At 40.7% G+C, this 11,904-nt stretch carries 11 protein-coding genes and 3 pseudogenes; 2 read left to right on the forward strand and 12 right to left on the reverse strand.

What is annotated here, in order from left to right:
* Positions 1–155: 155 nt before the first annotated feature.
* Entirely contained in the window at positions 156–638 is a 483-nt protein-coding gene (locus tag AC075J_RS13045) for a Gx transporter family protein (protein WP_118339370.1), read from the forward strand.
* Between the two features lie 55 nt (positions 639–693).
* Here AC075J_RS13045 and AC075J_RS13050 read toward each other — a convergent pair whose 3' ends face one another.
* The 3 genes and pseudogenes from AC075J_RS13050 to AC075J_RS13060 form a co-directional block, all read right to left on the reverse strand.
* Entirely contained in the window at positions 694–1,056 is a 363-nt protein-coding gene (locus AC075J_RS13050; protein WP_008703071.1) for an ArsR/SmtB family transcription factor, read from the reverse strand.
* A 59-nt stretch (positions 1,057–1,115) separates the two neighbouring features.
* A pseudogene (locus AC075J_RS13055) lies at positions 1,116–2,982 on the reverse strand (heavy metal translocating P-type ATPase).
* A 113-nt stretch (positions 2,983–3,095) separates the two neighbouring features.
* On the reverse strand, positions 3,096–3,314 hold the full coding sequence (locus tag AC075J_RS13060) for a cation transporter (protein ID WP_026649923.1): 219 nt from the start codon (positions 3,312–3,314) through the stop codon (positions 3,096–3,098).
* A gap of 322 nt (positions 3,315–3,636) precedes the next feature.
* On the opposite strand from AC075J_RS13060, the gene AC075J_RS13065 reads away from it, so the two are divergent.
* Positions 3,637–4,029, forward strand: coding sequence for a metal-dependent transcriptional regulator (locus AC075J_RS13065; RefSeq protein WP_055052804.1), 393 nt, complete (start codon positions 3,637–3,639; stop codon positions 4,027–4,029).
* Between the two features lie 236 nt (positions 4,030–4,265).
* Here the strand turns inward: AC075J_RS13065 and AC075J_RS13070 are convergent.
* From AC075J_RS13070 to AC075J_RS13110, 9 genes and pseudogenes are all read right to left on the reverse strand, one after another.
* Positions 4,266–6,363 (reverse strand): annotated as a pseudogene (locus AC075J_RS13070) (heavy metal translocating P-type ATPase).
* Positions 6,363–6,698, reverse strand: a complete 336-nt coding sequence (locus AC075J_RS13075) for a DUF6110 family protein (RefSeq protein ID WP_008703066.1) — start codon at positions 6,696–6,698, stop codon at positions 6,363–6,365. The pseudogene AC075J_RS13070 and the gene AC075J_RS13075 overlap by 1 nt, the downstream one beginning before the upstream one ends.
* A 346-nt stretch (positions 6,699–7,044) precedes the next feature.
* Positions 7,045–7,455: a transcriptional repressor gene (locus tag AC075J_RS13080; RefSeq protein ID WP_008703065.1), complete on the reverse strand. Its 411-nt coding sequence runs from the start codon at positions 7,453–7,455 to the stop codon at positions 7,045–7,047.
* A gap of 149 nt (positions 7,456–7,604) precedes the next feature.
* Positions 7,605–7,736: a FeoB-associated Cys-rich membrane protein gene (locus tag AC075J_RS13085; RefSeq protein WP_008703063.1), complete on the reverse strand. Its 132-nt coding sequence runs from the start codon at positions 7,734–7,736 to the stop codon at positions 7,605–7,607.
* A 213-nt stretch (positions 7,737–7,949) separates the two neighbouring features.
* On the reverse strand, positions 7,950–10,109 hold the full coding sequence (gene feoB / locus AC075J_RS13090; protein WP_008703061.1) for a ferrous iron transport protein B: 2,160 nt from the start codon (positions 10,107–10,109) through the stop codon (positions 7,950–7,952).
* A gap of 173 nt (positions 10,110–10,282) precedes the next feature.
* Entirely contained in the window at positions 10,283–10,504 is a 222-nt protein-coding gene (locus tag AC075J_RS13095) for a FeoA family protein (protein WP_022380698.1), read from the reverse strand.
* A 96-nt stretch (positions 10,505–10,600) separates the two neighbouring features.
* On the reverse strand, positions 10,601–10,810 hold the full coding sequence (locus tag AC075J_RS13100; protein ID WP_008703058.1) for a FeoA family protein: 210 nt from the start codon (positions 10,808–10,810) through the stop codon (positions 10,601–10,603).
* 195 nt (positions 10,811–11,005) lie between these two features.
* Positions 11,006–11,284, reverse strand: a complete 279-nt coding sequence (locus tag AC075J_RS13105) for a DUF2325 domain-containing protein (protein WP_476390401.1) — start codon at positions 11,282–11,284, stop codon at positions 11,006–11,008.
* 341 nt (positions 11,285–11,625) lie between these two features.
* Positions 11,626–11,904 (reverse strand): annotated as a pseudogene (locus AC075J_RS13110) ([FeFe] hydrogenase H-cluster maturation GTPase HydF); the annotation flags it as partial.

Consider the following 11,904-nt stretch of genomic DNA (forward strand, 5'->3'; position numbering starts at 1 on the left):
GGGATATTCGTCATTTTTTCTCAATAAATACTTTCAGTAAAAATCAGTATTAGTTACATCTAACTTGTGGTTGCGGGAATATTTTTTCTGTGTTAAAATGTCTGAAGAATTCTGATAATTCCATTTTGGATTTTTTGAGAGGAGAAAATAGATTTATGAAGCAAAAAACAGCCTGCCTTGGGCTTTTTTCAGCTGTGGCGATTATTTTGGGATATGTGGAATCACTGGTGCCGGTTTTTGCGGGGATTCCGGGGATTAAACTTGGACTTGCCAATCTGGGAGTACTTTTTATTTTGAAGAAATATTCATTTAGGGAGGCTGCTCTGGTTTCTGTTGTCCGCATTCTGGTGATTGGATTTATGTTCGGAAATCTGTTCAGTATCCTGTACAGCCTGGCAGGCGCTGCACTTAGTATGACAGTTATGACGTTTATGCTGAAAAAAACCTCCTTCAGTCTGATCGGTGTCAGCGTTGCAGGAGGTGTTTCCCATAATATCGGTCAGTTGATCATTGCCATGCTGATCGTACAAAATGCAAGTGTGTTTGTATACGCACCGGCACTTCTGGTGGCAGGTGTTGCTGCCGGGGTGGTAATCGGCGGACTTACTAACGAGATTTTGAAAAGAGTTCATCTATAACTTTAAAAGCATCAGTTATCTGAATTTATAATCTTTCAGATAACTGATGCTTTTTTCAATCTTCTTCTATATGTTCCCGTCCCTGGTTGATGATCGTGCGGACATGATCATCTGCCAGAGAATAGAAAATAGATTTTCCCTCTCTGCGGCTCTTTACCAGTTTATTCTGTTTCAGAATACGAAGCTGATGAGAAATCGCAGACTGAGTCATATTCAATGCTTTAGCGAGATCGCAGACACATACCTCTGCCTCAAACAAAACAAACAAAATGCGTATTCTGGTAGAGTCTCCGAAAACCTTGAATAATTCGGCCAGATCATAAAGCTCTGTTTCTTCCGGCAGGGTTTCATCTACAATTTTAAGCAGATCTTCATGTATTTCATTACTCTCACATAATTCTTCTTTGCATACTTCCATTTTCTTACCTGTTACCTTTCCGGCTTATCACAAAAGGTTTCTGCTGATTTGCCTGTTTCTTATAAATTCTTTACAAATAATGTACGGATCGCGTTTAATACTGCCAGGATCATAACACCTACATCTGCAAAAATGGCCACCCACATGTTTGCAATACCTAAAGCTCCAAGGATCAGGCAGAGAATTTTAATGCCGATTGCAAAATAAATATTTTCATATACAATACGGATACATTTACGTGCAATTTTGATCGCTTTGGAAATCTTCAGAGGATCATCATCCATCAGAACGATATCTGCTGCTTCGATTGCTGCATCTGAACCAAGCGCTCCCATCGCAATACCAATATCGGCTCTGGATAATACAGGGGCATCATTGATACCGTCACCTACAAACGCAAGTTTAGCCTTTTCAGACTTCTGATTAAGAAGTTCTTCTACCCTGGAAACTTTGTCAGCAGGTAAAAGTTCGCTGTATACTTCCTGAATTCCCAGTTCCCCGGCAACCTGATCTGCAACACGTTTTGAGTCGCCTGTCAGCATAACGGTCTTGCTGATTCCGGCTTTCTTCAGTTCAGCGATTGCCTCTTTTGCATGAGGTTTGATGATATCGGATATCAGGATATGTCCTGCATATTTGCCGTCAATGGCCATATGCACAACAGTTCCTACATGATGGCAATCCTGATAAGCAATGCCAAGTCTGTTCATTAATTTGGTATTACCGGCAGCTACAGATATGCCGTCAACTTTGGCAATCACACCATTACCACTGATTTCTTCAATATCAGTAACACGATTTCTGTCGATTGGTTTTCCGTATGCTTTCTGCAAGCTCTTGCTGATCGGATGGGAGGAAGAACACTCGGCAAGTGCTGCATATTCTAACAATTTCTCATCAGGCATTTCATTGTGATGAATACCACTTACTTCGAAGACACCCTGAGTCATAGTACCTGTTTTGTCAAATACAACATATTTTGTCTGAGCCAGTGTTTCCAGATAGTTGGAACCCTTGACCAGAATGCCCTGATTGCTGGCTCCACCGATTCCTGCGAAGAAACTTAACGGGATGCTGATAACCAACGCACATGGACAGCTGATTACAAGGAAGGTAAGGGCTCTGTAGATCCAGTCTCCCCACATGGCAGGTTTTCCCATAATAAGAAGTACGATCGGCGGGATAAATGCAAGAGCAAGGGCTCCGTAACATACTGCAGGTGTATAGTATTTCGCAAATTTGGAAATAAAGTTTTCAGATTTTGACTTTCTGGAGCTGGAATTCTCTACCAGTTCAAGAATCTTGGATACTGTAGATTCACCGAATTCCTTAGTTGTACGGATCTTCAGCAGACCTGTCATATTGATACAGCCACTGATCACTTCATCGCCTGCTTTTGCATCACGCGGAAGACTCTCACCTGTCAGTGCACTTGTATTTAATGTAGAAGTTCCCTCGGTGATCACTCCATCGATCGGTACTTTTTCACCCGGCTGAACAACAATAATGGTTCCGATCTCAACTTCATCAGGATCAACCTGTTCCAGTGTTCCGTCTTTCTCTATGTTCGCATAATCAGGACGGATATCCATCAGTTCACTGATGTTTCGTCTGCTCTTTTCCCACTGCATAGCTCTGGAAAAGTTCTCCAATCTGGTAGAAAAGCATAACTGCAACACCCTCGGAATAATCGCCAAGGAGAATTGCACCTACTGTGGCTACAGCCATCAGAAAGTTCTCGTCAAACACCTGTTTATTTAAAATACCCTTAAATGCTTTCTTCAGGATATCATAGCCGATGACCAGATATGGGATCATAAAAAGAACAAATCTCAGGTATCCCTCTGCCGGCAGTAAGGAAAAGACCACGATCAGCACTGCTGCTATGATAATTCTGATCAGCATTTTCTTCTGCTTCTTGTTCATATCAATACCTCTCTCTTCTTATAAAAGCAGGACCGCTGCAAAAAACTTTCCGGCGAAAAGCTCAGTGCCGGGATACGTTTTATGCAACAGTCCATTCTCCGGATAACTCAGAATTAAAGATAAATCTCACAGTCGTCTTCTACCTTCTTGCAGTTCTTTAATACGTCTTTCATAACTGCTTTTGGATCCTGTCCGTCTTCGAATTCAACGATCATCTTCAGCATCATGAAGTTAACTGTTGCATCTTTAACGCCGGCTGTATTTCTGGTAGCTTCCTCCATTTTATTAGCACAATTTGCACAGTCTACATCGATTTTATAAGTTTTCTTCATAATATTTTCCCTTTCCGCTCATCTCTTTTATATTAACATATGAGCACTTGTTCATTTGTTTGATTTTATTATAGCATTATTTTCTCTTCTGTCAATAGTTTTGAGGAGATTTCTTTACGGAAATAAAAAGTTATGTTATAATCCATGTTATTATAGTTTAACGTGTTGCTTTAATGTTTTAAAAAACAGGATATTATTATCTGGCAGGTATCAAAATCATAAAAAGAAATATGATACTCTTTGACAGAACATAACTGCCTGTACTGTTTGCGTACAGCAGTTCACAGTAGCAATATCGGAAAGAAAAAAGGAGGGTATCAATATGGCGATACATGAATCAGGAGAAGATTATCTCGAAGCGATCCTTATGATCCAAAAAAGAAACGGTAATGTCCGCTCTATCGACATTGCGCATGAACTGTCTTTTTCAAAACCGAGTGTCAGTGTTGCAATGAAGAATCTGAAAGCCAGTAATTACATTACGATTGATGAGAACGGATTTATCAATCTGACGGAAACCGGGCAGGAAATTGCAGATAAGATTTATGAAAGACATACCTTTCTGACCGGATGGCTGACTTCTATCGGAGTTGACCCGAAGGTTGCAGCCGAGGATGCCTGTAAGATGGAGCATGCGATCAGCGCAGAGAGTTTTTCTGCCATTAAGAAGTCTATTGCAGGCACGCATGAAAATTATAGCAATCCTCGTAAATAATGCATTTAAGACAGTTCAGCAGCGTGCGAAAGACAAGGAAGATATCTGCAGGCGTGCTGACGCACGGCAAAGATATCTGACGCAGGATTTCACACTCTGATGGGCTGGATTAAGATGCATTATTTTAGAGGATTGCTATAAATAAAAACATAATAAAAACCATATCCCGGATTTTCAGAGACTAAGCATCTGTTGCTTTATCATGAAATCCCGGATATGGTTTTTTATGGTTATCTTTATGCTTCCTCTTCTTTTGGAAGAAGATTTCTCATACTTCTTAAACTGATAGTCAGTGTTGACATGTTATGAAGCAGTGCAGATGTTGTAGGCATAATGATACCTGTAACTCCAAGTGCGATCAGACCACCGTTTATACCGATAATAGTTCTGTAATTATTATGGATACGCTTCATCAGCGCTGTACTCAGTCTCTTTAACGTAACAATCTCATGGAGATTATCTGCAGAAATTGTAACATCTGCAATCTCACGTGCAATAGCTGCGCCATCACTGATAGCAATTCCCACACTTGCAGAAGAAAGTGCCAGTGAATCATTGATCCCATCACCGATCATAATAACTTTATGCCCCAGTTCTTTTTCTTTCTCTACAAAAGATGCCTTATCTTCCGGCAGAACTTCGGAGTAATATTCATCTACGCCTACACGTTTCGCAATAGCTGCTGCTGTACGTTCACTGTCACCGGTCATCATTACGACTTTTGTAATGCCGGCTTCTTTTAATTCACGTACTGCATCTGCAGCCTCTTCACGAAGCGGATCTTCTACACAGATAACTGCTGCAAGTTTTCCTTCGATTGCAAGATACAGGTGAGAACATTCTAATGGCAGGTGTTCAAATCTGTCTTCCATTCCTTCCGGAATTACACACTTTTCATCTTCCATTACGAAATGCCAGCTTCCGATCACTGCCTTTTTGCCTTCAATAGTTGTAGAAATACCATGAGCTACGATATATTCTACTTTTGAATGCATTTCCTCATGAACAAGATGTTTCTCTTTAGCTGCATTGACAACTGCTCTTGCCATGGAATGAGGGAAATGTTCCTCCATACATGCTGCAATACGCAGAAGCTCATCTGAACTCAGCTCTTCACTGAAAGATACCACATCTGAAACTACAGGCTTTGCTTTTGTAAGTGTACCTGTCTTGTCAAATACAATAGTCGTGGCATCAGCCATTGCTTCCATATATTTACCGCCCTTTACAGTAATACTGTGAGTACTTGCCTCACGTATAGCGGATAATACGGAAACAGGCATGGCAAGCTTCAGTGCGCAGGAGAAATCTACCATAAGTACCGCAAGGGTTTTCGTCATGTTTCTGGTAAGCAGATAAGTTATCCCTGTACCTGCAAGAGTGTATGGCACAAGTCTGTCTGCAAGATGTTCTGCATTACTTTCCACAGAGGATTTCAGCTTCTCAGAATCCTCGATCATGTTGACGATCTTCTCATAGCGGCTGGAACCTGCTGCTTCTTTAACCTTAACAGTGAGTTCGCCCTCTTCCAGAACAGTTCCTGCATAGGCAAAGCTGCCTTCTGCTTTACGTACAGGCGCAGATTCACCTGTCAGAGAAGTCTGGTTGACCATTGCTTCTCCTGCTGCAACATCTCCGTCAAACGGAATCACATTACCCATATGTACGCGTATCAGTATCACCTGCTTTAACAGAAGAAGCAGATATAAGAACCTCCTGTCCGTCTTCATTTACAAACCATACTTTCTCTGCATTGATAGACATGCTTCTTGCAAGGTCATTGACGGATTTCTTATGTGTCCATTCCTCAAGGATCTCACCGATTCCAAGCAGGAACATGGTGGAACCTGCAGTATTGAAGTCACCGCGGAGCATAGATACACCGATTGCTGCTGCATCCAGAACAGGTACCTCCAGTTTTCCATTCATCAAAGTACGTACACCATGATAAATGTATTTCACTGATTTCACTGTAGTGATCGCTACACGTACCGGATATGGCAGAAACATTTTATTTAATGTACGCATTACTACAGAGTTGATCAGTTTTTCTTTATAGGTTTCGTTTAATTCACGTCCGGAATTCTCAAGTGCTGATTCAGATACCTGAGCAGTTTCATAGGAAAATCTGCTCAGTAAACGAATCAGCCCATCTCTGCTGCCGGTATAGACAACAGCGACATCCTGAGTTCTTACATAAACCGATGCCTTGCTGATATTTTCCTCTTTCTCCAGATAACACTGCAGAATATCCGCCTGTCTGTAGGTCATGTGTTTCTGCGCAAGGTGGATACGAATTCGTCCTTTTATTTCATGCTTAATAGCAAATTTCATTATTCCTCGCTGCCTTCTTCTGTTTCTTCTGTCTCTTCTTTGAAATCTGTTGTCTCTTCTGTTTCTTCTGCTGCTTCGTCAGCTGTATCTTCTACCACTTCCTCAGCTGCTGCTCTGTCTTCGTTGATCTGCTGTGCTTCTGCATAAATATCCTCAGCATTCTCCTGAATTGCGGAAGCTGTTTTCATTACACATGCCTTTGCACGTAAAACGGCTGCTGTGCAGTTTGTGTATAATTTCTTTGCATCTTTACTTGTAAGAATCTTGATACCTGCTGTACCGAAAGCTACTCCTGCTGCAAAGATTCCTGTTTTTTTACCGTCAAATTTAATCATTGATGTATCCTCCTGTTGTGATTTTTAATTTATTGTAACCACTCAGCATCCTTTCGGTGCTGAACAGTTATGAACTGTTTTCAGATAAATATGATGGGCAAACGCATTATTGCGACATCAGCTTATTTATATTTCATGTATTATACAGCCAAAATTTCTATATTTCTACTTTTTTCTTCTTGTTGAGAAATGTTCTCATTTCAGACATGTTAAGAAGGTTACCGGAAACCGTATTGCCAAAAGAGAGTAAAAAACTGAAGAAATATAAGAAAGCCACCGGAAATTATACTCTTCAGTATTTCCCGGCGGTCATCAGTTCGTTCTCTATTTAAATTTTTACTTGTTTTCAATGTTTAAAATCACAGGAATTTACGAACATCCGCTCGATTTCCTGTTTGTCAATGTATCCACAGGCCTTCAGTCCTGTCAGAACTACATTGTTAAAACTGTCTTTTGATAATTTCTGGACTGTATTATCATCTAGCTCAATGGTGCATACACTTTCATCTTTACAATCCGGATTTCTCACGATTTTATACATATTTCTTCTGCTGATCGCACCAATTTCTTCCAAAAGATTTACCATACGGTAAACCGTAGCTGATCCGATGCCCGGATCCAGGCGGGATGCATTGTAATAGATTTCTTTACAGCAGGAACACTCATTTTCAAGAATGACTTCCAACAGCATTCTTCTCTGTTTGGTAATCCTGCATCCTCGCTTCTTTAATTCCTGGATTACAACATCTTTCTGCATTCGGGTTCTCTGGTAATTGGGCTCTTTACAATTTTCCTGTCTCTGTAATGCTGCTGCTCCCAAAATCACATCATCCTTCCGCTTGTTAATTTCTGTTTCCTGACATATGGCTGCTGTTTGGCATCAGGTTTCAGTAATATGCCTGATTCTCAATGGCACCCTCTGCAGTGGCTGCAGTCTCCGCCACATGATGACTTGCCGCTTTTTTTGTCTCTGACGATTCCTCTTATGATCAGTCCGACAATTAAAATCAAAATTGCTCCTACAATCAATGTTCCCATAAATGACACCTCCTGCTTTATATCATTATCATACACATATAATCACTATACTGCAATCTGATAATCAGCAGTCCACTAACTGTGAAGATACGTTACTGTTCACTTCGTTCTCAGTAACACGCTCCGCGATGAAAAAGGTATGAAACAGTTGCAATTCTGTTTATCAGAACCCGCACCACCAGATGGGACGCAGGCTCTGATCTTATTACTGTTTTATCTGGCTTTTGCCATACCCTTTACCTTTACATTAAGGCTGCCGCTTTCCTTATAAGGTCTGAACAGCAGATATAAAAATCCGATGATAATTGCGAATGCAACCACTGTCCAGATACCGAAACCGCCGCCTGTAACCAGTGTACCGATCTGATAGATACACAGAGACACAAGATATGCAAGTCCACACTGATATCCGATTGCAAATAAAAACCATTTTGTATTGTTCATCTCTCTCTTGATCGCACCCATAGCTGCGAAGCAAGGAGCACAAAGAAGGTTGAATACCAGGAAGCCGTAAGCTGCGATCGGTGTCATGGCTGCTGCCAGGTTACCCCAGATCTCAGCACCGTCTTCTGCAACTTCTGCGAATCCATAAAGCATACCAAATGTAGCTACTACATTCTCTTTTGCGATCAGACCTGTAACAGCTGCAACTGCCATCTTCCATCCTTCGCCGGCTTTTGTCCAGCCAAGAGGTGCAAAGATCCATGCGATTGCTGTACCGATCTTAGAAAGGATACTCTCGTTAAGTTCTTCAACCATACCGAAGCTTCCGCCTTCCCATCCGAAGCTCATTAAGAACCACAGAATGATTGTTGAAAGAAGGATGATTGTTCCGGCTTTCTTAATGAAGGACCAGCCTCTTTCCCACATACTTCTTAAGATATTGCTGACTGTTGGCCAGTGGTATGCAGGAAGCTCCATAACGAACGGAGCCGGATCACCGGCAAACATTTTTGTTTTCTTTAAGATGATACCGGAGCAGATAATTGCTGCAATACCGACAAAGTAACAACTTGTTGCAACCCATCCGCTGTTTCCGAAGAATGCACCTGCGATCATGGCAATGATCGGAAGTTTAGCTCCGCAGGGAACGAATGTAGTTGTCATGATTGTCATCTTTCTGTCACGGTCATTCTCGATCGTACGGGAAGCCATAACACCTGGAACACCGCATCCACTGCCGATAAGCATTGGAATGAAGGATTTACCTGAAAGACCGAATTTACGGAAAATTCTGTCCATGATGAATGCTACACGAGCCATGTAACCACAGGACTCAAGGAATGCAAGGAATGCAAACAGTACAAGCATCTGAGGTACGAAACCGAGAACAGCTCCCACACCGGCTACAATACCATCAAGGATCAGTCCCTGTAACCATGCTGCACAGCCAATCGCATTCAGCCCTGATTCAATTGCCGGAGGAATGATCTCACCAAACAGAACATCGTTTGTCCAGTCAGTTACGAAAGCACCAACTGTAGTTACAGATACATAATATACGATAAACATTACAACTGCAAAGATCGGCAGTGCCAGCCATCTGTTGGTAACAATACGGTCGATCTTATCAGATGTGGAAAGCTTATCTTTTCTTGCCTTAGTCACACACTGACCAATGATAGAAGAAATATAAACATATCTCTCATTTGTGATAATACTTTCTGTATCGTCGTCAAACTCATTTTCCATTTCTTTGATCTCGGCAGATACATTTACGGATGTATTCATCTGCTCAATGATCTTGTCATCTCTTTCAAGAAGCTTGATTGCGAAGAATCTCTTCTGTTCTTCCGGTACCACACCGGTCAGTTTATTCTCAACTGCTCCGATGATCTCTTCTGCTTTATCGCAGAATTCATGGACAGGTGTTACTTTCCGGTGGCTCTGGGCAATGGAAACTGCCTTGTTTGCAGCTTCTGTGATTCCAGTTCCCTTCAGAGCAGAAATAGTAACAACTTCACAGCCAAGTTTCTTTTTCAGTTTATCAATATGTATTGTATCACCGTTTTTCTCAACGATATCCATCATGTTGACTGCCATGATGACCGGAATCCCAAGTTCCAGAATCTGTGTTGTAAGATACAGGTTACGTTCAATATTGGTACCATCAACGATATTGATGATCGCATCCGGTTTTTCCTGAAGAATGTAATTTCTTGCAACTACCTCTTCAAGTGTATATGGTGATAAAGAATAAATACCAGGTAAGTCAGTGAGGACCACATCCTTGTGTCCCTTCAGCTTACCCTCTTTTTTCTCGACAGTTACACCTGGCCAGTTACCTACAAACTGATTTGAGCCGGTCAGTGCATTGAATAATGTCGTTTTACCGCAGTTCGGATTACCTGCGAGTGCAATTTTTACTGACATAATCTCTCTCCTCTGATTTCTTGATCACTTTTATTTTGATCGCTTTATCCAATCTTTCTACTGCTGATATCATTTATCATTCTCAACAGTTATTAGTCATCACTAATACTTAATTTTCGTTAACTATTAGACAAGGCTAATTGTTAGAAAGACCTAACATGATGTCAAAAAAATTATTCCACTACAATCATTTCGGCATCTGCTTTACGTAAGGATAATTCATATCCTCTTACAGTTACTTCTACAGGATCTCCCAGAGGTGCAACTTTTCTTACATAAATTTCCACGCCTTTAGTGATTCCCATATCCATGATTCTTCTCTTGACCGGACCTTCACCGGTAAGTTTCTGGACTTTAACGGTCTCTCCAACATGAACTTCTTTTAATGTCTTCAAGTTTCTTTCCCTTCTTTCCCGGAGCGTGTCTGAAAAATCATTTCCACAATCTATACGCTCTGGAATTTTATTTTTCTTTCAGGAAGAAATTATGGTTCAGACCATAATTTTGCTTGCCATATCTTTTCCAATGGCAACCCTGGATTCTTTAACATTAACGATCAGGCTTCCGTTAATCTCAGAAACAACCGTGACAACTCCTCCTACTACGAAGCCGAGCTCCTCAAGATGTCTCTTCACTTCTTCTTTGCCTCCGATCCTTTTGATTGTAAAAGGTTCACCTGCATTTACCATTGATAACGGCATTTCTTCATCCCTTCCTTTGCATTTAATAAGTGATAAACATTATCTTTATCATGTGGTTAGTGTATTCTAATTTCGGTTAGATGTCAATAACTTTATTGAAATTTTTAATGATAAAGTTTTTCAGTTTAAAACATTAATAATTTTTTTCATTAATTTATCACTATATTATGCAATATATACAAGAAAAGTATTTTATCAGCAACGTGCTTCGAGAATACCGTTGAGTGCATTTCCGCTGCTGCTGGTATGGCAGCGCACAATATCTGTAGAAGCGCCAACCTCGTCCAGTGCGCATTTTACCATCTTATGGGATACAGTATTTGTAAAAAGTACCAGAAGATCCGGACATCCTATCTTTTTTCCGAAGTCGGCTTCCATCTGTGTAAATACTTTACATTTGCATTTATAAGATTTGCAGATTTTTTTATACTGTCCTACCATTCTGTCATGTCCGCCTACGATTACAATACTCATGTATTATCCTCCTTTTGTTCTTTTAGATATATTAATATGGGGATTGGAAAGTATTTATCCCTTGCCTGATAATCGGGCATTGATAATACTTTGGGTATGGTTAACCCTCTCTAACTGTAAGTTAGTATAAACTAACATAGGCTGCTTGTTCAATATCTTCATGAAAATTTTGCGAAATTCATCCAAATTGTGAAGCAATTATTTATAAAAAAGAATCCTGCTTGCAGGATTAGCAGGATTAATTTCCTGTAATATAACAATAAAACTGCCATACAGTAATCTAACTGTACAGCAGTCTTTATGTATTTGTTAATATCTGTTATTTTTCGGGATTGGAATCATCATTCCGGCAATGCCACATGATCCAGTATTCCGGTAAGATGTGCGATGGTTATCCCGTAATTGGTCACAGGTACCTGTTGCTTCTTTGCCCTGTCGATGCGGTACATCACATATTTCCGGTTAAACGTGCATGCTCCGCACTGGATGATCAGATCATATTCGGTAAGGTCATCCGGAAAATCGGTTCCGCTTTTACCAGCTCTACCTGCAGGTTTTCTCCAAATCGTTTTTTCAGCATCCGGGGAATTTTCACTCTGCCAATATCCTCTTTCAGAGGT

It is taken from the genome of Blautia sp. ZXY-1-C6, from assembly GCF_056339875.1.

Bases quoted from the DNA above. Each gene is read 5' to 3' on its own strand.
- AC075J_RS13085 (WP_008703063.1), bottom strand. From the start codon at position 7,736: ATGGGAACATTGATTGTAGGAGCAATTTTGATTTTAATTGTCGGACTG.
- AC075J_RS13045 (WP_118339370.1), top strand. From the start codon at position 156: ATGAAGCAAAAAACAGCCTGCCTTGGGCTTTTTTCAGCTGTGGCGATT.
- AC075J_RS13065 (WP_055052804.1), top strand. From the start codon at position 3,637: ATGGCGATACATGAATCAGGAGAAGATTATCTCGAAGCGATCCTTATG.
- AC075J_RS13100 (WP_008703058.1), bottom strand. From the start codon at position 10,810: ATGCCGTTATCAATGGTAAATGCAGGTGAACCTTTTACAATCAAAAGG.
- AC075J_RS13060 (WP_026649923.1), bottom strand. From the start codon at position 3,314: ATGAAGAAAACTTATAAAATCGATGTAGACTGTGCAAATTGTGCTAAT.
- AC075J_RS13050 (WP_008703071.1), bottom strand. From the start codon at position 1,056: ATGGAAGTATGCAAAGAAGAATTATGTGAGAGTAATGAAATACATGAA.
- feoB (WP_008703061.1), bottom strand. From the start codon at position 10,109: ATGTCAGTAAAAATTGCACTCGCAGGTAATCCGAACTGCGGTAAAACG.
- AC075J_RS13075 (WP_008703066.1), bottom strand. From the start codon at position 6,698: ATGATTAAATTTGACGGTAAAAAAACAGGAATCTTTGCAGCAGGAGTA.
- AC075J_RS13080 (WP_008703065.1), bottom strand. From the start codon at position 7,455: ATGCAGAAAGATGTTGTAATCCAGGAATTAAAGAAGCGAGGATGCAGG.
- AC075J_RS13105 (WP_476390401.1), bottom strand. From the start codon at position 11,284: ATGAGTATTGTAATCGTAGGCGGACATGACAGAATGGTAGGACAGTAT.